An 18,980-nucleotide genomic window follows, 5' to 3' on the forward strand; every position below is an offset into this window, starting at 1 on the left:
GAGAGTCGAGGCATGAAGACCACAGCTCCGGAGGGCCCGGGCACCGTCCACCGCGCGGTGCTGCCGGCCGTGATGCTCTCCCTCGCCACCGTCGTGTCGGCCGTGGCGTCCCTGAACACGGCGGTCCCGTCCATCGCCCGCGACACCCACGCCGGGCTCACCGAACTGTCCTGGATCATCGACGCGTACGCGCTCGTGTTCGCCGCGCTGCTGCTGCTCGGCGGCGCCATCGGGGACCGTTACGGGCGCCGCCGCGCGCTCGCCGCGGGGCTGGTCGTCTTCGGCGCCGGCTCGGCCGCCGCCGCGCTCGCCAGCGATCCCGGCTGGCTGATCGCGATGCGCGGCGTCCTCGGCGTCGGCGCCGCGCTCGTGATGCCCGCGACGCTGTCGACGATCACCTCGACGTTCCCGGCCGCGCAGCGCACGAAGGCGGTCGGTGCCTGGGCGGGCGTCGCCGGAGCGTCCGCGATCTTCGGGCTGCTGGTGTCCGGCGGCCTGCTGGAGGCGTGGTCGTGGCGGTCGGTGTTCTGGATGAACGTCGTCCTCGCGGTCGTCGCGCTGGTCGCGACCCTCGCGGTCGTCCCCGAGTCCGCCGACCCGGACGCCCCGAAGCTCGACCTGACCGGCGCCGCCATCACCGTCGCCGGGCTCGGCGCCGGCGTCTACTCGATCATCGAGGCGCCCACCGAGGGCTGGGGGAGCGCCCGCACCCTGCTCGGCCTCGCCGCCTCGGTCGCCATCCTCGCCGGGTTCGTCGGCTGGGAGCTGAAGCGGGCGAACCCGCTGCTCGACCCGCGGCTGTTCCGCGTCCGCGCGTTCTCCGCCGGCGCGCTCTCGCTCACCCTGCAGTTCTTCGCCTTCTTCGGCTTCGTCTTCATCGTCCTGCAGTACCTGCAGCTGGTGAAGGACCACAGCGCGCTCGTCGGGGCGCTCAGCCTCGTGCCGATGGCGCTCACGATGATGCCGTTCGCCCGCGGCGTCGCGCCCCGCGCCGCCGCCAAGCTCGGCCCGCGCCGCGTCATCACCGCCGGCCTGCTGCTGGTCAGCGTCGCGATGCTGGTCTTCTCCCTGCTGGACGAGGACAGCACCTACTGGCTGCTGCTCGCCGGGCTGATCCCGCTCGGCGCCGGCATGGGCCTCGCCATGACGCCCGCGACCGCGGCCATCACCGACGCGCTGCCCGCGGAGAAGCAGGGCGTCGGCTCGGCGATGAACGACCTGGCCCGCGAGCTGGGCGGCGCGCTCGGGATCGCCGTCCTCGGCAGCCTCCTTCAGTCGGCCTACCGCGCGAACCTGGACCCGGTGGGGCTGCCCGGACCGGCCGCCGAAGGGGCGAAGGAGTCGCTCGCGGGCGCGCTGCGGCTCGGCCCGCAGGTCGCCGAGCAGGCGCGGGCGGCGTTCGCCGACGGTGTCCAGTCGGCCTTCCTCACCGCGTCCATCGTGATCGCCGCCACCGCCGTCGCCGTCGCGGCCCTGTACCGGACGCCGCGCCGGGAGCCCGCGAATTCCGTTGCCGAGCCCGCGGACCAAGCCGCTAAGCTGAACGCGCTCCCCGAGGGAGGCACCGGCGGGCGTGGCGAAATCAGGTATACGCGGCAGGTTTAGGTCCTGTTGGTGGCGACACCGTGGGGGTTCGAATCCCCCCGCCCGCACACCCGGCCCGCGCGCGGAGCGCGGGCCTTCGCGGTGCTAGACCCAATGCCGGGAAGTTGAGGATGACGCCGGGGGTGTCAAGGGTTCTCGGCTGGTGGCCGGACATGAGAACGGAGATCCAGTAGAACGGGTGTTCTCTCACAAACGTCCGAACAGACTGGATCTCCGTTGTCTCAGCAGTCTGGCAGGTCCACGCTGGCCTGCGCTATCAGTACGGTCACGCGGACGGTCCGGGTGGGGGCGGGGGTGTTCGCGCCCGGGCATCTGGGTGAGCTGACCCAGCAGGTGCCGTTCGAGATGGTCGACGAGGTCCTGGTGGCGACCGGTGCCGTGCAGCGGCGGGTGCGGCTGCTTCCGTCCCGGGTGGTGGTGTATCTGCTGCTGGCCGGGGTGTTGTTCGCCGAGCTGGGCTATGTGCAGGTATGGGGGCGGCTGACCGCCGGGCTCGGCGGGTCGCAGCCGGTGCCGAGCGGGGCCGCTTTGGCCCAGGCGCGGCGGCGATTGGGTGTCGCACCGCTGAAGGCGCTGTTTGAGTTGCTGCGCGGCCCGGCCGCCACGCTCGGCGGCGCGGTGCGGTGGCGGGGTCTGCTGGTGTGCGCCGTCGATGGGACCGTGATGAGTGCGGCCGACAGCCCGGCCAACCGCGTGGCCTATCCCCAGCAGCGCGGGTCGGCTTTCCCGATGCTGCGTCTGGTCGCGGTGGTGGCCTGCGGCACCCGCAGCGTCCTGGACGCGGCGTTCGGCCCGGCCTGCGGGACCGGCAACGGCGAGACCGCCTATGCGGCCCGGCTGCTGGGCGCGCTGGGTGAGCAGATGATCGTGCTGGCCGACCGGGGCTTTGCCGCCGGGTGGCTGGTCAAGCAGATCGCCGATACCGGCGCCCACCTGCTGATCCGGGTCAAGAACGGCCGCTCGGCACCCAAGCTGCCGGCCCTGCACCGCCTGCCCGACGGCTCGTTCATCTCCCGGCACGGCGGGATCAAGGTCCGCGTCATCGACGCCGCCATCACCGTCTCCACCGCCGCCGGCCAGTCCACCGGCAGCTACCGGCTCATCACCACACTGCTGGACCCTGGCGCCTATCCGGCCACCGACCTGGTGCGGCTCTACCACCAGCGGTGGGAGGTCGAGACCGCCTACCTGGAGCTGAAATCCTCCATCCTGGGCGGCCGTGTCCTGCGGGCCCGGACCCCGGCCGGCACCGACCAGGAGGTCTACGCGCTGCTGATCGCCTACCAGGCACTACGCACCGCGATGGCCGACGCCACCAACAGCGACCCCCGCATCGCCCCGGACCGGGCCGGCTTCAGTACCGCCCTGGCCGCCGCCCGCGACCAGGTCATCCAGGCCGCCGGCGTGATCGCCGACACCACCATCGACCTGACCGGCCGCATCGGACGAGCCGTCCTGGACAACCTGCTGCCCGACCGACGCATGCGCACCAACGCCCGCACCGTCAAACGCGCGATCTCCAAGTACAACGCCCGCGGCCCGGTCATCGACCGAACCACCTACCAGGCCACCATCGCCATCAACATCCTCACCGGATCCCCCTTGACAGCAACCCGAGATCCTTAACTTCCCGGCATTGGTGCTAGACCCCGAGGTCGCGGCGGAGGCGCTCCACGTGCCCGGTGGCCTTCACGTTGTAGTACGCCTTCTCGATCCTGCCCTCGGCGTCGATGATGAACGTGGACCGGATGACGCCGACGACGACCTTCCCGTACAGCTTCTTCTCGCCGTACGCGCCGTAGGCCTTCAGGACCTCGGCGTCCGGGTCGGACAGGAGCGGGAACGTCAGCCCCTCCTTCTCCCGGAACTTCGCGAGCTTCGCCGGCTTGTCGGGGGAGACGCCGACGACGGTCACGCCCGCGGCCTCCAGCTCGGCCAGGCTCCCCTCGAAGTCGACGGACTCCTTGGTGCACCCGGGAGTCATGGCCGCCGGGTAGAAGTAGAGGATCACGCGCCTGCCGCGCAGCGAGGCCAGCGACACCGCGCTCTCGTCCGCGTCGGGAAGCTCGAAATCGGGGGCGACGTCGCCCGGCTGCAGCCGCTCGGACACCCTGACCCGCCTTTCGCTCGGATGGTGGAACCAACCGTACCGGCCGGGGTTGGCCGGACGTCCCCCGGTAAGACCTGCAACACTGTTCGGATCATGCTTGCCTCGTGGTCTCGCCCCGCTGCGAGTTCGCCCTACACGACGATAAGGACACGGCATGGCCGACAGGTTCAGCGACCCTGAGGAGGTCGAACGCTACATAGCGCGCACCCGCAAGGACCTGGCGCGCACCGTCGACGAACTCGCGGACCGGGTCAACCCGAAGAACGTCGCGCACCGGGGCGTCGAGCGGCTGAAAGAGGAGGCCGACCAGGTCGCCAAGGCCATCGGCGCGATGGTGCGGCCCCCCGGCGAGGACGACGACGGTCAGGGCGGCGGCATCGACAAGCGCGTGGTGCTCGCGGGCGTCGGCGCCGCGGTCACCGTGACCGCCCTGGTCCTCTGGCGCCGTAGGCGCAGGCGCCGCTGAGGCTCGACCTGGAGGCGCCGGTCCGCGGTCCGCGGCCGGCGCCTTCGCGTTCCGGTAGGGCGCCCGACCGGGCGGAGTGCGCGAGCAGCTCGGCGACGTCCCGCAGCTCGGCGAGTTCGGCGCGGCAGGTCGGGCAGTTCAGCAGGTGCGCCGACAGCGCGTCGGCCTCGGCGCCGACCAGCTGCCCGATGGCGTAGACGCCGAGACCGAGACGGTACGCCCCGCAGTCCGTTCCTCCCACACCCTGGAGTACGGGACGGCGCCCCGCCCCGTTCAGCGGAACTGGGGGAGATGGTCTTGGTGGGCGGCGAGGCCCTCGTCCAGGATCCTCTCCGCGGTGTGCTTGCTCCGCACGAACGGGTGCGCCATCAGCGCCTGCAGCGCGGTGCGGCGGTCGCCGGTGACGGCGGCGTCGGACGCGAGCCGCTCGTAGGCGTGGATCGCCTGGGTGAGGCCGCGCACCGGGCCGGGCAGCGGGCCCATCGTCAGCGGGACGGGTCCGGACCGTCCGACCAGGGCCGGGACCTCCACGATCGCGTCGGCGTCCAGCGACGCGATCGCCCCGTTGTTCCGCGTGTTGACGATCATCCGGCGGCCTTCGTCCCGGTGCAGGGCGCAGATGACGTCGACGGCGAACTCGCCGTGCTCCCCGCCGCCGCGCTCCCGGGACGGGTCGGGGTCGGCCTTCCGCGATTCGGCGGCGACCTGCTCGTAGTAGCCGGGCAGCATGGCGAGGATGTCCTGCGCGCGGGTCGTGCCCTTCGCCCGCAGCTCCGCCACGACCTCGTCGTGGAAGAAGTAGTACTTGGAGTAGGAGTTCGGCAGGAACCCGAGCGTCTTGGCCAGTTCCGCCATCCGGGACGGGTCGCGCCACGGTGTCGCGCCGCCGCCGGGGACCTCCAGATCGTCCAGCAGGAGCGGGACGTCGAGTTCGCGGCCGTCGAGCCGGAGCCGCTGCGCCCAGGTGGCGTGGTTGAGGCCGATCCAGTCGGCCTCCAGCCCGTCGGACGGCAGCCCCAGCAGCTCGGCCCACATCTCGGTGTCGCCGATGAACTGGTCGCACAGCCCGATGATGCGGGCGCCGGTGTGCCGCGCCACGGCATCGGTGACCACGTTCGTTGGATTCGTGTAGTTGACGATCCAGGCGCCCGCGTCCGCCTTCTCCGCGATGTCCAGCAGGACGGGCACCGACCGCAGCGCCATGAGGAACCCGCCCGGCCCCGCCGTCTCCTGCCCGACGACGCCGTGCTTCAGCGGGATCGACTCATCCAGGTGCCGCGCGGCCAGCCCGCCCGGACGGAACGTCGTGAACACGTACGACGCCCCGTCCAGCGCCGCCTTGAGCGCGGTGTGCGACGACACGGTGAACGCGGCGCCCCGCGCGGCGAACATGTTCCGCGCGAGCCGTGTCATGACGTCCAGGTGGACGGCGTCGATGTCGTAGCAGGCCAGCTCGGTCCCGGCGAGATCATCGGCGCGGTGCAGCAGCCCGCGGACGATCCCCGGCATGTAGCCGCTGCCGGCCCCGACGATCGCGACCTTCACCGCGGCTCCAGGTCGGGCGCCGTCGCGGTGAAGCGCGCCACGACCGCGGCGCGGACGATCTGCGTCTCCGGCTCCAGGTCGATCGGCTCCGGCTCCTCGGCGCCGTCCATCCGGCCCCCGTACGCGGCGGCGAGCGCGACGGGGGCGTCCGGCGTGCGGCCGACCCCCTCGTCCGACAGCTCCACCAGGCCGGTGAGCCGCGCGCCGAGCGCCTCCGCGTAGCCGCGCGCCCGCGCCACGGCCTCGTGCGCCGCCTGCCGGGCGGCCCGCTCGTACACCTCGCTGTCGCGCCGCAGCTCCCACTCGGGCCCGTTGACGTACGTCCGCTCCAGGTCGCCGAGCCGGGCGACCAGCTCCCCGAGCACCGCGAAGTCGGTCACCGCGATCTTGATCCAGACGGTGCCCCGGTAGCCCCGGACGTCGCCCTCGCGCCGCCGGTACTTCAGCACCGGCGCGATCGACACCCCGCCCGTCTCCACCTTCTCCACGGCGTCGCCGTACGACCCGACCAGGTCGAGGCACTGCCGGTTCCGCTCGGTGAGCCGGTCCAGCGCGGTGCGCCGGTCGGACTCCTGCGATTGGACGTGCACCGACAGCCGCGCGATCTCCGGCTCGGCCTCCAAAACAGCCTCACCACGAACACTGATCAGGGGAGCATCCGTCATCCCCCCAACCTACGTGTTACAGGAACGTCTTGCCCTCGCCTCGATAGGTGGGGACGGTGCGGAGGAGGCGGCCGTCGTCGATGAGGTGGAGGGCGTCGAAGCGTTCGCACAGCTCGCCGGCCTTGGTGTGCCGGAACCAGACGCGGTCGCCGATGGACAGCAGGTCGGCGGCGTGGCCGAGCAGAGGGGTCTGCACCTCGCCGGCGCCCTCGTTGGGGTCGAAGGACAGCCCGGTCGGCAGGTACGGCTGGGGGAGGCGGACGGCGTCGGCCGGGCCGGACGCCAGGTAGCCGCCGCCGAGGCAGGTCGCGACGCCGGGGGCAGGGCGGCGGACGACGGGCAGCGCGAACAGCGCGGCGGGGCGCCCGCTGAAGTTGGAGTACTGGTCGAACAGGTGCGGCTGGTAGAGGCCGGAGCCCGCGGCGACCTCGGTGACGGCGCGCTCGGCGGCGGTCTTCTCGACGCTGCCGGTGCCGCCGCCGTTGACGAACTCCAGGTCGGTCAGCTCGCGGACGGCCCGCACGATCGCGGCGCGCCGCCGGGCCAGCTCCAGCCGGGACTGCCGCTGCATGGCGCGGATGACGCGGCCCCGCGCGGGACGTCCGGGCGGGACGTCGCCGACGCCGGCGATCTGCGACTCGTAGGCCATCAGCCCGACGAGGTCGAGCGAGGGCCGCTTGAGGATCCGCTCGGCGAACGCGCAGACCTGGGCGGCGGTGCGCAGCGGGGAGCGGAGCGCGCCGATCCGGACCCGTCCGCCGAGGGGGCGGTAGGAGGCGTCGATGTCGATGCAGACGCGGATCTTCCGGTCGCCGGCGGCGCGCTCGATCAGCGCGAGGTGCTCGGGGCAGTCGACCATGAGCGTGATGGCCCGCGCGGCCCCGGGGTTCTCGGCGAGCGCGGCGATGGCCGTCCGGTCGGCGGTCGGGTAGGCGACGAGGATGTCGTCGCTGACGCCCTCGGCCGCCAGCCACAGCGCCTCGGGGAGCGTGAAGGCCATGATCCCGGCGAAGCCGTCCGTGGCGAGGACGTCCTCCAGGAGGGCCCGGCAGCGCACCGATTTGCTGGCGACGCGGATCGGCTTGCCGGCGGCGCGCCGGACGAGGCCGGCGGCGTTGGCGCGGAAGGCCGCCAGGTCGACGACGGCGAACGGCGCCTCGATGCCGGCGGTCGCGGCGTCATAGCGGTCCCGGAGGTTCATGCTTGTCACACTGCCACACCCTAGCGGCTAATGTGAAAAGGTCTCACGTACCGTTGCGAGGATGTGAGGAGAAGAAGTTCCACAGCATCGGAGCGGCCTCATCCGGCCACTGGTGCGTGCCGCCCTGGATCTTGCAGAAGGTCACCGCGACGCCCTGGTCGCCCTTGCCGGTGCTCTCGCAGCTTGTGGTGTCGCCGAGTGCCTTCACCCGCTCGGTGGGCGCGGGCAGGCCCGCGACCTTGCGCCAGAAGTCGACCGCCTTGGACACCGGCGGGAACGGGCGCCTGTCGTTGAAGTCGCGGTGCCCGCCGCCGTTGAACGGGACGCTGCCGTCCGCCGTGCCGTGGAAGATCATCGCCGAGACCGGCCGGCCGGGGTCGCAATGCGTCACCAGCGCCCCCTCGACGACGCCGATCGCCGCCACCTTGTCCGGCTTCTCGCAGGCCATCCGGTAGGCCATGCCCGCGCCGTTGGAGAACCCGGTGACGTAGACCCGCTTCGGATCGGCCAGCCCCGCGCCGGTGATTTTGTCGATCAGCTTGGTCAGGAAGCCGACGTCGTCGATGTTCCCGACCTTCGCGGCGCCGCAGCAGTCGCCCGCGTTCCAGGTGGTCATGAAGCCGTCCGGGTACGCGACGAGGAAGCCGTGCTCGTCCGACAGCTTGTCGAAGCCGGTCAGGTCCTGCATCTTGCCCATGGTGGCGAGACCGCCGTGCAGGGCGATGACCAGCGCGGGCGGGTCGGCGGGCTTGCCGTCCTCCCAGTCGCCGCCGGACACCTTGGACGGCACGTGCAGCAGGAACTCGCGGTGCCCGAAGGTCCCCACGTCCATTTTCTGCTTGTGCGTGCCCGCCGAGGTGGGGATGCCGTTCGCCTCGGCCGGGCGCTTGCCGTCCCCGCCCTTCTCGCCGGGCTTCTCGGTGCAGCCCGCGAGAACGAGGGTGACCGCCAGTACCACGAGCAGGATTCGCCGCATGGAGGCAAAGCTAACCCCAACGGACGACCTCAAACTACTCGCCGGTAGACGAAGTGCCCGGGTGGACGCGCGCGAGGACGGCGGTGGGACGGGCCGCGCCCGCGTAAGCTCGTAGGGACCCGTTCCGACCTGCCGCGTCGCGATAAGAGTGAGACCGTTGAGCGAATTCGTCCTGACCCTGTCCTGCCCGGACCGGCCCGGCATCGTCGCGGCCGTCTCGGGGCTGCTGGCCGAGCGCGGGTGCAACATCCTGGAGAGCCAGCAGTTCGGGGACGGCGAGTCCGGCACGTTCTTCATGCGGGTCCAGTTCTCGGCCCTGGACGACACCGACCCCGACGAGCTGCGCGCCGCGTTCGCGTCGCTCGCGCCGGAGCTGGGGCTGGAGTGGCGGCTGCACGCGCTGGCCGAGCGACCGCGCGTCCTGATCATGGTGTCGAAGGGCGGGCACTGCCTGAACGACCTGCTCTACCGGACGCGGTCGGGGCTGCTCGACATCGACATCGTCGCCGTCGCGTCCAACCATCCCGACCTGCGGCCCCTCACCCAGTCGTACGGGATCGACTACCACCACCTGCCGGCCGGGTCCGGCGGCAAGGCCGCGCAGGAGGCGGAGATCCTGACGCTGGTCGAGCACTACCGCGCCGACCTCGTCGTCCTCGCCCGCTACATGCAGATCCTGTCGGACGACTTCTGCGCCAAGCTGCCCGGTCAGATCATCAACATCCACCATTCGTTCCTGCCGAGCTTCAAGGGCGCCCGGCCCTACCACCAGGCGCACGCGCGCGGCGTGAAGCTGATCGGCGCCACCGCGCACTACGTCACCGCCGACCTGGACGAGGGGCCGATCATCGAGCAGGAGGTCGCGCGCGTCGACCACACCCACAGCCCGGAGGAGCTGGTGGCGGTCGGCCGCGACGTCGAGTGCCTCGCGCTGGCCCGCGCCGTCCGCTGGCATGCCGAGCACCGCGTGCTGCTCAACGGCGATCGGACCGTCGTCTTCCGCTGACCTGCGGATTCCCGTGACATGTCGGCATGGCGTGTTTCACTCCGCGTGACATTGACGCACCATGGGTGACGATATCGACACGTGACGATGTCGGACGTGCCGGTGGCTCACGGGGGTGGCTATGGCCGAGGCGTTGGTCCAGGACCTGATCGAGGAGGAGCGCGGCAGGCGGGAGGCGCGGCGGCTGGCCGTCCGCGCGTTCCGGCCGCGCCGCGCGTTCGCCGGGTTCGCCGCGGCGCTGCTGGTGACGGCGGTGAACGGGGTGGCGGCGATCGAACTGCTCGCCGCCGCGCTCGGGTCCGCGGTCCATCCGGTGCCGGGCGTGGCCGCCCTGCTGGACGTCCTGCGCCGGTACACGTGGAATGACCCGAACGTCCTCGTCGTGATGGGCGGGGTCGCCGTCCTCGGGGCCGCGTTCCTGGCCGCCGCGCTGCCCGGCCGGCTGCGCGGGGTGCCGCTGGCCGGCTCCGACCCGCGGCAGGCCGGCCTCATCGGACGGGCCGCGCTGCGGCGGACGCTCACTGAGGCGGCGCTGGAGGTGCCCGGCATCGAGCGCGTCCGCGTCCGGGGCCTCGGGGTCGTCCGGCGGGGGCTGGTCGTCCGGGCCGGCACGTACTACCGCAACCCGTCGAACCTGGCGGAGCTGGTCCGCGACGCCGTCGACGCGCGCCTGGACCGGATCGAGCCGATGCACCGGCCGCCGGTCGACGTCCGGCTCGGCTGGCGGAAGGACTGATGATGCGGATCGCGATCGCGGTGACCGGGACGGTGCTGCTGCTGGCCGGAGTGTCCGCGGCAGCCGCCGGGCTGGGCGCGTTCGACGCGTTCGGCGCGGTGTCCGGACGGCCGCTGCTCGACCCGGCGCTGGTGCGCTTCGCGGCCGATACCGGGTGGTTCCTGCCGTCCGCGGCGGGCGCGGCGGAGCTGCTGGCCCTCGCCGGGCAGCTGTGGCTCGTCCTGCAGGTGCGGACGCTCGTCCACAAGCGGTGGCCCGACCTGGACGCGGAGACCCGCGTCCGGGCGCGGCACGCCGGGGAGGACCTCGGCCGGGACGTGCGCTCGCTGCCCGGCGTCGAGGACGTCCGCCTCCGGCTGACCGGCACGGCCGACCGGCCGCGCCTCCTGCTGGACGTCTCGTGCACGGGAGACACGCTGGTCGGCGAGGTGTACGGGGAGCTGGGCGCGGGGCCGGTGGAGCGCTACCGCCGCGCGGTCGGGATGCCCGGCCTGCCGGTGGTGGTCCGGTTCCGTCCGCTGGTCGAGCGGAAGCGCCCGCGCCGCCGCCGCCCGCAGCCGGAGACGGCCTGAACGTCCCCGCGATCGGGGACGCCTGACGGCCGCCCGGTACCGGGGCGCGTGGCACCGGGCGGCCGAGTGTTCGGGCGGTCACCGGGGAGGGCTCCGCGGTGCCCCGCCGCAGCGGCGCCGGGAACGGACGCACCTGGGCGCGGCGACGGGAAGCGATGGAGCGATGGGAGGAGCGGCGCCCGTCCCGGCTCGGTCCGGGACGGGCGCCCGCTCCCCGGCGGGCGCCCATGCGCCGGGACGGACGGCGCATGCACACGGCGGGCGCACCGCGTTGGGGGAAGTCGCGCAGGTCGGGAGCGTGGTCGGCGGGGCCGCGTTCCTTGCAACCGCTACTATGCGCAACCCCGTGACGACCGTCACGCTTGTGTACATTTCGTTCACGGCGAGTTCGGAAGGAGGTGCGGCGGCCCGATGCGGCGTCCCCGCTGGGCGAGGCCCGGCAGCTGGAGTGTGGCGCGGCAGTTGCTCGTGCTGCAGGCCGCGATCGTCGGGCTGCTCGTCGCCGCCGGCGCCGTCCTCGCCTACCTGGACGCCGGGCGCGCCGCCGACGAGAGCGCGAGGCAGACCGTCACGGCGCTCGCGGTGAGCATCGCCGACGCGCAGAACGTCCGGGCCGCGATCGCGACGGACGAGCCGAGCCGGCTGCTGCAGCCGTACGCCGAGCGCGTCCGCCGCGACACCGGCGTCGACTTCATCACGATCATGAGCCCGGACGGGATCCGCTACACGCACCCCAACCCGTCCCGGATCGGCGGGCACTTCGTCGGCAACACCGCGCCCGCCGTGGCCGGGCTGACGTTCACCGAGACCTACACCGGCACGCTCGGCCCGTCCGTGCGGACCGTCGCGCCGGTCCTCGACGACCGGCAGCGGGTCGTCGCGCTGGTCGCGGTCGGCATCACGGTCCGGGAGATCAGCGGCCGGCTGGAGCGGCGGCTGCTGGCGCTCGGCGCCGTCGCCGGGGTCGTGCTCGCCGCCGGGATGGCCGGCAGCTACCTCGTCTCCGCGCGGCTGCGCCGGCAGACCCGCGGCGTCGCGCCCGGCGAGCTGCGCGAGATGTTCGAGTACTACGAGGCGATCCTGCACGCCGTCCGCGAGGGCCTGCTCATCCTGGACCGGGCGGGCCGCGTCGTCCTCTGCAACGACGCCGCCCTCGAACTGCTCGATCTGCGCGAGCATCCGCGCGGGCGGCCGGTCGCGTCCCTCGGCCTGCCGGACGAGCTGGTCAGGACCCTCGTGTCCCGGCGGCCGCGGTCGGACGAGATCCACGTCGGCGACACCCGCGTCCTCGTCGTGAACACCTCGCCCGTCCGGTCCCGCGACAAGGCGCGGGGCAACGTCGTCACCTTCCGCGACCACACCGAGCTGCAGGGCCTGACCGGCGAGCTGGACACCGTCCGCGGCTTCGCCGAGTCGCTGCGCTCGCAGGCCCACGAGGCCGCGAACCGCCTGCACGCCGTGGTGTCGCTGGTGGAGCTGGGCCGTCCCGAGCAGGCCGTCGAGTTCGCCACCGCCGAGCTCGCGACCGCGCAGCGCCTCACCGACCGGGTCGTCGGCGCCGTCACCGAGCCCGTCCTCGCGGCGCTGCTGCTCGGCAAGTCGGCCGAGGCCGCCGAGCGCGGCGTGGAGCTGGTCATCACCGAGGACACCGCGATCGAGGGCGCCGTCGAGGCCCGCGACCTCGTCACCATCCTCGGCAACCTGATCGACAACGCGGTGGACGCCGCGATCGAGAACGCCGCCGCCCGTCCGCCCCGGGTCGTCGTCACCGCCCGGGAGGACGCCGGTACCCTGCTGCTTGAGGTGTCCGACAGCGGAGCGGGGATCGATCCGTCCGCCGTGCCCGAGATGTTCCGGCGCGGCTGGACGACGAAGACGTCCGGCGGCCCGGTCGGGCACGGGCTCGGCCTCGCGCTGGTCGGGCGGGCCGTCCGGCGGTACGGCGGCGAGGTCCGGGTCGGGCACGACGCCGGCGCCGTGTTCACCGTCCGACTTCCCCTGGACAACCGATGATCGAAGTGCTCATCGTCGAGGACGACCCGGTCGCCGCCGAGGCGCACCGCGCCTACGTCGAACGCGTCGCCGGCTTCACCGTCGCGGGGGTCGTCCACTCGGGGGCGGAGGCCCTGCGCTTCTGCGAGCGCACCCCGGTCGACGTCGTCCTCCTCGACTTCTACCTCCCCGACACGCACGGCCTCACCGTCTGCCGCGCCCTCCGCGCGGGAGGCCGCGACGTGGACGTCATCGCGGTCACCTCCGCCCGCGACCTGGCGGTCATCCGCTCGGCGGTCTCGGTCGGGGTCGTCCAGTACCTCCTCAAACCGTTCACGTTCGCGTCCCTGCGCGACAAACTCGACCGCTATGCCCGCTTCCGCGAGCAGACGGTCGGCACCGGCGAGGTCAGCGGTCAGGCCGACGTGGACGGCATGCTCGCCACCCTCCGCACCCCCGACCACCGGGCGCTGCCGAAGGGCATGAGCGGCGAGACGCTCCAGGCCGTCACGGACGTGCTGTCCCGCGCCTCCGACGGCCTGTCCGCCGCCGCTGCCGCCGACCTCACCGGCGTCTCCCGCGTCACCGCGCGCCGCTACCTGGAGTACCTGGCGAAGAACGGCCTGGCGCACCGCAAACCCCACTACGGACAGGTAGGCCGTCCGGAAGTGCGCTTCTACCCCGGCTAGGCGGGGTACCTATGGGACGACAGTGCAGCGACATCGGGGAGTTGTCGTGACCGAGAAGCCTGGCAAGCCCGAGGGCAGGGCGAACACCGAACGGGAGCGCGAGGACCCGCCGCCCGCGCGCCGCGCCGAGAACGCCGCGAACCCGCCCCAGAAGAAGAAACCGGGCGACGCCGCTCGCAAGATGCGCGAGATGTTCAAGGGCGGCTGAGCCCCGGACGTCCCCCGCCGGCGAATTGACGGCCCCTTTAGGTCTGATTTGTCGGCCATGTCCGCACTTCGGGCTAACGTCCGTAGTGAACGTGACGTCGAGGCCATCGAGGAGGCGCACTTGTCCCACCGTGAGAATACGGGCGGCTCCACCAAGGGGCCTTTCGACGTATGGAGGGAACAGACGGACCACGGCATGGGCCCCTCCCGCTGAGCGGCCCGAAACCCCGGGGATCGCAGCCATTCGCCGCGGCCCCGGGGTTTTTCCGTCCCCGCCCGCCGCCTGCCGGCGCGCCCGATCCCGGCCGGCCGATGTGAGGCAGCGCACGCGGAGGAGTGGGTTGTGTTTTCCAACTTTGTCGGAGGATACTGCGAGTGTTAGTTGGAAAACCGAACGGAGGTGGTCGGGGTGCGGGATGCGGTGATCGTGGAGGCCGTGCGGACTCCGGTGGGCAAGGGGAAGGCGAGCGGGGCGCTGCACGGTGATCATCCGGCGGATCTGCTGGCCCGGACGCTGAAGGCGCTCGTCGAGCGGGCCGGGATCGACCCGGGGCAGGTCGATGACGTCATCGGCGGGGTCGTCACGCAGGTCGGCGAGCAGGCGCTCAACATCACGCGGACGGCCGTTCTCGCCGCCGGGTTCCCCGAGAGCGTGCCCGCGATGACGGTCGACCGGCAGTGCGGGTCGTCCCAGCAGGCGCTGCACATCGCGGCGCAGGGCGTGCAGAGCGGCGCCTACGACGTCGCGATCGCGTGCGGGGTCGAGTCGATGTCGCGGGTGCCGATGGGGTCGAGCGTGCTGCCGGAAAGCGATCCGTTCGGGACGATGCTGGGCGAGCGGTATCCGGACGGGCTCGTCGGCCAGGGCATCGGCGCCGAGCTGATCACCGCCCGGTGGGGGTTCGCGCGCGAGGAGCTCGACGCCTACGCCTACGAGTCGCACCGGCGCGCCGCCGAGGCGTGGAAGAACGGCGAGTTCGACCGGGAGGTCGCCTGGACGGGGCAGTGGGACGAGACCGTCCGTCCCGGGACGTCGCCGGAGGTCCTCGCCGGGCTGCGGCCGGCCTACTACGACGAGCGCACGGCGGAGCGGTTCCCCGAGATCGAGTGGAAGATCACCGCGGGCAACGCGTCGCCGATCAACGACGGCGCGGCGGCCGTGCTGGTCATGGGCGCGGACGTCGCCGAGCGGCTCGGGCTGCGGCCCCGGGCGCGGTTCCACGCGTTCGCCGTGACCGGCGACGACCCGCTGCTGATGCTCACCGCGATCATCCCGGCGACGCGGAAGGTGCTCGGGCGGGCCGGCCTCACGCTGGACGACATCGACCTGTTCGAGGTGAACGAGGCGTTCTCGCCGGTCGTGCTGGCCTGGCAGCGGGAGACGGGCGCCGACCTGGCGCGGGTCAACGTGCGCGGCGGCGCGATCGCGATCGGCCACCCGCTCGGCGCGAGCGGCTCCCGGATCATGACGACGCTGCTGCACGCCCTCGAAGACCGCGGCGGACGGTTCGGGCTCCAGACCATGTGCGAGGCGGGCGGCCTCGCCAACGCCACCATCGTCGAACGGCTCTGACCGGCGGCTAGGCTGCGCGTATGCCGAAGGACGCCGACCCGCGCGAGTGCTCGGTCGCCGACACCCTCGACCTGGTCGGGGAACGCTGGAGCCTGCTCGCGATCCGGGAGCTGGTCTACGGGGTGCGGCGGTTCGACCAGATCGTCCGCAACACGGGCGCGTCCCGCGACATCCTGACGTCGCGGCTCCGCAAGCTGGAGGCGAACGGCATCATCCGGCGGGAGCGCTACAGCGACCACCCGGTGCGGTACGAGTACCACCTGACGCCGGCGGGCGTGGAGCTGTGCGACGTGCTGCTCGTGCTGATGCGGTGGGGCGACCGGCACCTGCATCCGGACGACCCGCCCGTCCGCTGGCAGCACTCCTGCGGTGAGACCGTCACCCCCGTCGTCGTGTGCGCGCACTGCGGCGGCGAGGCCCGGAGGGGCGCCCACTCACCCAGCGGGCGGGGCGTCCGCGCCTCCTGACGCCGCCAGCAGGGCGCGGGCTCCGGCCCGCGCCCGCTCGGCGGCCGCGGGGTCGCCGTGGACGCCGGCCACCACGATGGCCCCTTCGGCGAGCAGGTAGACGGCCTCGGCGGCGGACGCGTCGACGGCGCCGACCAGGTCGACGACCTGGGCGTGGAACGCGCGCTTGTGCGAGCGCGCGGCCTCCGCGATCGCGGGCGCCGACGGGCCGAGCTCGCCGTGGGCGTTGACCCACGCGCAGCCGCGGAACCCGGGTTCGGCGAACCAGGCGCCGAGCCAGTCGAACAGCGCGAGGACGCGCTCGCGGGGGTCGGCCACCGCGTCCAGGTGGGCGGCCAGGCTCCCGCGCCAGCGCCGGTCGCGGCGCTCCAGCATCGCGACGATCAGCGCCTCCTTCGTGGGGTACAGGCGGTAGATGCGCTTGAGGGGCAGCCCGGCCGCCGCCCGCAGCTCGTCCATGCCGACCGCCTGGACGCCCCGCCGGTAGAAGAGGTCCTCGGCGGCGTCGAGCAGCGTCCGGCGGTCCCGGGCGTGCTGCTCCTCGGTGATCGCGGCCGGCATCGGCCCTCCCGCTTGACGTCGAGAACGGTCGTTCCCTACCGTAGCCGAAGAGATAGAGAACGTACGTTCTCAAACTGAGGAGACCGTGATGCCCGAGGACCGCCCGCCCTACCCGCCGTTCACCGAGGAGACCGCCCGGCAGAAGGTCCAGGCCGCCGAGGACGCGTGGAACACCCGCGACCCGCAGAAGGTCGCGTCCGCCTACACGCCCGACTCGGTCTGGCGCAACCGCGACCGCTTCATCACCGGCAGGGACGAGATCGTCGCCTTCCTGAAAGAGAAGTGGGACCGGGAGCTCGACTACGCCCTCCGCAAGAGCCTGTGGGGGTTCCGCGAGAACCGGATCGCCGTCCGCTTCCAGTACGAATGGCACGACGACGCCGGGCAGTGGTGGCGCAGCTACGGCAACGAGCTCTGGGAGTTCGACGAGCGCGGGCTGATGCGGCGCCGCGAGGCCGGCATCAACGATGTGCGGATCGGCGAGGCCGACCGGCGCATCCACGGCCCGCGCCCGGCGGACGAGCACGGGGCCGACATCCCGATCCGGTAGCGCGGCCGGTCAGTCCAGGCAGAACTCGTTGCCCTCCGGGTCGGCCATGATGATGTGGCCGGCGCCGAGCGGGGGAGCGGGCTCGTGGCGCGCGAGGCGCTTGGCTCCGTGCGAGGTGAGGCGGTCGGCCTCGGCTTCCAGGGCCGCCATCCGCGCGTCGCCCTCCAGCCCGGGGGCCGCCCGGACGTCGAGGTGGACGCGGTTCTTGGCCCGCTTGCCCTCCGGCACCCGCTGGAAGAAGAGCCGCGGCCCGGCGCCGCCCGGGTCGACCACCGCCGAGGCGTCGTTGCGCCGCTCGGGCGGGACGCCCATCGCGTCGAGGGCCTCGTCCCACGAGGCGAAGCCGCCGGGCGGGTCCTGGAGCCGGTAGCCGAGGGCCTCGGCCCAGAACGCGGCCAGGGCGGCGGGGTCGGCGCAGTCGAAGGTGATCTGTACGTCGCGGGTGATCTGTACGTCGCGGGCCATGTCAGCTCGCCTCCCGGTGAGTGTGCAGGTAGAGGTCGCGGAGCAGGCACACGTCGGCCAGGTGGTGCACCATCTCGCGGTTGATGTGCAGGACGAGCGCCGCCAGCGGGTACTCGGCGTAGGGTCCCTCCGCCGGCCCGGAGGGGCGGGCGAGTCCGGCCTCGCCGAGGGACTCGACGCCGTCCAGCCAGGCGGCGTACTCGGCGTCCAGCTGGGCCAGCGCCTCGCCGGCGGTGGCGGCGTACTCGAACGAGTCGTAGTCCGTGGCCGCGCGGCCGAAGTGCGCGGCGTTGCGCATCGCGAGCACGCCGACGATGACGTGCGCGAGCCGCCAGGCGATCGTCGTGAACGGCGCCGGGTCGGGCGGCGGGAACGCGAAGTCGATGGTCATCGCCCCGGACCCGGCCCGCACCGGGGCGCTGCCGGTGCCGCGCGGGCGCACGTTCCAGCAGCCGGGCACCGGCTCCCAGAAGTACTCGTCGTCGGTGAGCCCGGCGAGGCGGTCGCGCAGCTGGTGGTCCCAGTGCCAGGTGAGCTGCTCCCGCAGCCGTGCGTTCCAGTCCATGCCGTCCACCCTTCCCCAAATAGCGGACAGATACGTTCCGCGTTCCGTGCGACGATGAACGCCATGACCGTCGAGGGGACGACCGAGCGGGTGCTGCGGCTCCTGGCACTGCTGCAGCGCCGGTCGTCCTGGACGGCCGCCGAACTCGCCGCCGAACTGGCCGTCACCGACCGCTCGGTGCGCCGCGACGTCGAGCGCCTGCGCGCGCTCGGCTACCCCGTCCACGCGGCGGCGGGCGTCGGCGGCGGCTACCGGCTCGGCGCCGGCACCCGGCTGCCGCCACTGCTCCTGGACGACGAGGAGGCGATCGCGACGGCGGTGTCGCTGCGGATGGCGTCCGGTGGCACGGTCACCGGCGCGGGCGAGGCGGCGCTGCGGGCGCTCGCCAAGCTCGACCAGGTCATGCCGCCCCGGCTGCGCGAGGAGGTGCGGGCCGTGCACGGCGCGACCGACACCCTCGTCGGCCCCGGCGTGGAGGTCGACGCGGAGGTGCTGGTGACGCTCGCGCGGGCCTGCCGGGACGCCGTCCGTGTGCGGTTCCGGTACGCCGGACGCGGCGGCGCCGAGCGCGAGCGCCTGGTCGAGCCGGTGCGGATGGTCGCCACCGCCCGCCGCTGGTACCTGATGGCCTGGGACGTCGACCGCGGCGACTGGCGCACCTTCCGGCTGGACCGGATGCGCGGGACCGAGGCGACCACCTGGCATTTCCGGCCGAGGGAGCATCCGGACCCGGTCGCCTACGTGCAGCGGGCCGTGACCGGGGCGCCGTACCGGCACCTGGCCCGCGTGCGGCTCCGCGCCGACCCCGGCCAGGTCCGCGAGCTGGTGCCGCCCCAGGTGGGACGCGTCGAGGACGACGGCGGCGGGTGGTGCCTGCTCGTCACCGGCGGCGACGACCTGGACTGGCTCGCCGTCCACGTGTCCCGCCTCGGCTTCGACGCGGAGATCCTCGACCCTCCCGAACTGCGCGAGGCCGCCGCCCGCCTCGCCCGCCGCCTCGCGCGGATGTCCGAAACCCTCTGACGGGCG

Annotated in this window: 21 protein-coding genes, 1 tRNA gene and 1 pseudogene; 14 read left to right on the forward strand and 9 right to left on the reverse strand. The window is 73.1% G+C overall.

Annotation, left to right across the window (positions count from 1 at the left end; genetic code table 11):
- Positions 1–12: 12 nt before the first annotated feature.
- The 3 genes and pseudogenes from SM611_RS14110 to SM611_RS14120 all read left to right on the forward strand — a co-directional run.
- A complete protein-coding gene (locus SM611_RS14110; protein WP_371949962.1) occupies positions 13–1,605 on the forward strand; it encodes an MFS transporter in 1,593 nt (530 codons plus the stop codon).
- Positions 1,568–1,652: transfer RNA gene (locus SM611_RS14115), tRNA-Leu, on the forward strand. The genes SM611_RS14110 and SM611_RS14115 overlap by 38 nt, the downstream gene beginning before the upstream one ends.
- Positions 1,653–1,848: 196 nt before the next feature.
- A pseudogene (locus SM611_RS14120) lies at positions 1,849–2,898 on the forward strand (IS4 family transposase); the annotation flags it as partial.
- A gap of 349 nt (positions 2,899–3,247) precedes the next feature.
- On the opposite strand, the gene bcp reads toward SM611_RS14120, so the two are convergent.
- Positions 3,248–3,715 (reverse strand): thioredoxin-dependent thiol peroxidase, encoded by a 468-nt coding sequence (bcp, locus tag SM611_RS14125; RefSeq protein WP_371949964.1) that lies wholly within the window; start codon positions 3,713–3,715, stop codon positions 3,248–3,250.
- A gap of 154 nt (positions 3,716–3,869) precedes the next feature.
- On the opposite strand from bcp, the gene SM611_RS14130 reads away from it, so the two are divergent.
- Positions 3,870–4,181 (forward strand): DUF3618 domain-containing protein, encoded by a 312-nt coding sequence (locus SM611_RS14130; protein ID WP_371949965.1) that lies wholly within the window; start codon positions 3,870–3,872, stop codon positions 4,179–4,181.
- Here SM611_RS14130 and SM611_RS14135 read toward each other — a convergent pair.
- Genes SM611_RS14135 through SM611_RS14155 form a run of 5 tightly spaced genes read right to left on the reverse strand, consistent with a single transcriptional unit; the run spans position 4,132 to position 8,568 of the window.
- Positions 4,132–4,422, reverse strand: a complete 291-nt coding sequence (locus tag SM611_RS14135; protein ID WP_371949966.1) for an anti-sigma factor — start codon at positions 4,420–4,422, stop codon at positions 4,132–4,134. The two genes, SM611_RS14130 and SM611_RS14135, sit on opposite strands and share 50 nt — an antisense overlap.
- 32 nt (positions 4,423–4,454) lie before the next feature.
- Entirely contained in the window at positions 4,455–5,726 is a 1,272-nt protein-coding gene (locus tag SM611_RS14140) for a family 4 glycosyl hydrolase (RefSeq protein ID WP_371949967.1), read from the reverse strand.
- On the reverse strand, positions 5,723–6,391 hold the full coding sequence (locus SM611_RS14145) for an SIMPL domain-containing protein (RefSeq protein WP_371949968.1): 669 nt from the start codon (positions 6,389–6,391) through the stop codon (positions 5,723–5,725). The genes SM611_RS14140 and SM611_RS14145 overlap by 4 nt, the downstream gene beginning before the upstream one ends.
- Positions 6,392–6,407: 16 nt before the next feature.
- Entirely contained in the window at positions 6,408–7,592 is a 1,185-nt protein-coding gene (locus SM611_RS14150; RefSeq protein WP_371949969.1) for an amino acid deaminase/aldolase, read from the reverse strand.
- A 43-nt stretch (positions 7,593–7,635) separates the two neighbouring features.
- Positions 7,636–8,568 carry a CE1 family esterase gene (locus SM611_RS14155; RefSeq protein WP_371949970.1) on the reverse strand — a complete coding sequence of 311 codons (933 nt, stop codon included), beginning with the start codon at positions 8,566–8,568 and terminating at the stop codon, positions 7,636–7,638.
- A gap of 157 nt (positions 8,569–8,725) precedes the next feature.
- Here SM611_RS14155 and purU point away from each other — a divergent pair, with 157 nt between their 5' ends.
- The 8 genes from purU (at position 8,726) to SM611_RS14195 (ending at position 15,810) form a co-directional block, all read left to right on the forward strand.
- On the forward strand, positions 8,726–9,574 hold the full coding sequence (purU, locus tag SM611_RS14160) for a formyltetrahydrofolate deformylase (protein WP_371949971.1): 849 nt from the start codon (positions 8,726–8,728) through the stop codon (positions 9,572–9,574).
- A gap of 121 nt (positions 9,575–9,695) precedes the next feature.
- Positions 9,696–10,310 carry a DUF6286 domain-containing protein gene (locus SM611_RS14165; protein ID WP_371949972.1) on the forward strand — a complete coding sequence of 205 codons (615 nt, stop codon included), beginning with the start codon at positions 9,696–9,698 and terminating at the stop codon, positions 10,308–10,310.
- Complete coding sequence (locus SM611_RS14170; RefSeq protein WP_371949973.1) at positions 10,310–10,882, forward strand: hypothetical protein; 573 nt, start codon at positions 10,310–10,312, stop codon at positions 10,880–10,882. The genes SM611_RS14165 and SM611_RS14170 overlap by 1 nt, the downstream gene beginning before the upstream one ends.
- 411 nt (positions 10,883–11,293) lie before the next feature.
- Positions 11,294–12,895 (forward strand): sensor histidine kinase, encoded by a 1,602-nt coding sequence (locus SM611_RS14175; RefSeq protein WP_371949974.1) that lies wholly within the window; start codon positions 11,294–11,296, stop codon positions 12,893–12,895.
- The gene (locus tag SM611_RS14180; RefSeq protein WP_371949975.1) at positions 12,892–13,563 is read left to right on the forward strand and encodes a response regulator; all 672 of its coding nucleotides are present in this window, start codon (positions 12,892–12,894) and stop codon (positions 13,561–13,563) included. Before SM611_RS14175 ends, SM611_RS14180 begins: the two co-directional genes overlap by 4 nt.
- A gap of 46 nt (positions 13,564–13,609) precedes the next feature.
- Positions 13,610–13,771 (forward strand): hypothetical protein, encoded by a 162-nt coding sequence (locus tag SM611_RS14185; protein WP_371949976.1) that lies wholly within the window; start codon positions 13,610–13,612, stop codon positions 13,769–13,771.
- 408 nt (positions 13,772–14,179) lie between these two features.
- Complete coding sequence (locus SM611_RS14190) at positions 14,180–15,343, forward strand: thiolase family protein (RefSeq protein ID WP_371949977.1); 1,164 nt, start codon at positions 14,180–14,182, stop codon at positions 15,341–15,343.
- Positions 15,344–15,363: 20 nt separating this feature from the next.
- Positions 15,364–15,810 (forward strand): winged helix-turn-helix transcriptional regulator, encoded by a 447-nt coding sequence (locus SM611_RS14195; RefSeq protein WP_371949978.1) that lies wholly within the window; start codon positions 15,364–15,366, stop codon positions 15,808–15,810.
- Here SM611_RS14195 and SM611_RS14200 read toward each other — a convergent pair.
- The gene (locus tag SM611_RS14200) at positions 15,778–16,371 is read right to left on the reverse strand and encodes a TetR/AcrR family transcriptional regulator (RefSeq protein ID WP_371949979.1); all 594 of its coding nucleotides are present in this window, start codon (positions 16,369–16,371) and stop codon (positions 15,778–15,780) included. The genes SM611_RS14195 and SM611_RS14200 overlap by 33 nt on opposite strands.
- An 88-nt stretch (positions 16,372–16,459) precedes the next feature.
- Between SM611_RS14200 and SM611_RS14205 the strand changes: the two genes are divergently transcribed.
- Positions 16,460–16,921 (forward strand): nuclear transport factor 2 family protein, encoded by a 462-nt coding sequence (locus SM611_RS14205; RefSeq protein WP_371949980.1) that lies wholly within the window; start codon positions 16,460–16,462, stop codon positions 16,919–16,921.
- 9 nt (positions 16,922–16,930) lie between these two features.
- On the opposite strand, the gene SM611_RS14210 is transcribed toward SM611_RS14205, so the two are convergent.
- Together SM611_RS14210 and SM611_RS14215 are read right to left on the reverse strand one after the other, a co-directional pair.
- Positions 16,931–17,386: a VOC family protein gene (locus tag SM611_RS14210; RefSeq protein ID WP_371949981.1), complete on the reverse strand. Its 456-nt coding sequence runs from the start codon at positions 17,384–17,386 to the stop codon at positions 16,931–16,933.
- Between the two features lies 1 nt (position 17,387).
- On the reverse strand, positions 17,388–17,951 hold the full coding sequence (locus SM611_RS14215) for a DinB family protein (protein WP_371949982.1): 564 nt from the start codon (positions 17,949–17,951) through the stop codon (positions 17,388–17,390).
- Positions 17,952–18,014: 63 nt separating this feature from the next.
- On the opposite strand from SM611_RS14215, the gene SM611_RS14220 reads away from it, so the two are divergent.
- Positions 18,015–18,974 carry a helix-turn-helix transcriptional regulator gene (locus tag SM611_RS14220; protein WP_371950045.1) on the forward strand — a complete coding sequence of 320 codons (960 nt, stop codon included), beginning with the start codon at positions 18,015–18,017 and terminating at the stop codon, positions 18,972–18,974.
- Positions 18,975–18,980 lie beyond the last annotated feature (6 nt).

The sequence above is a fragment of the Actinomadura monticuli genome, from assembly GCF_041463655.1.
GTDB classification, from domain to species: Bacteria; Actinomycetota; Actinomycetes; order Streptosporangiales; family Streptosporangiaceae; genus Spirillospora; species Spirillospora monticuli.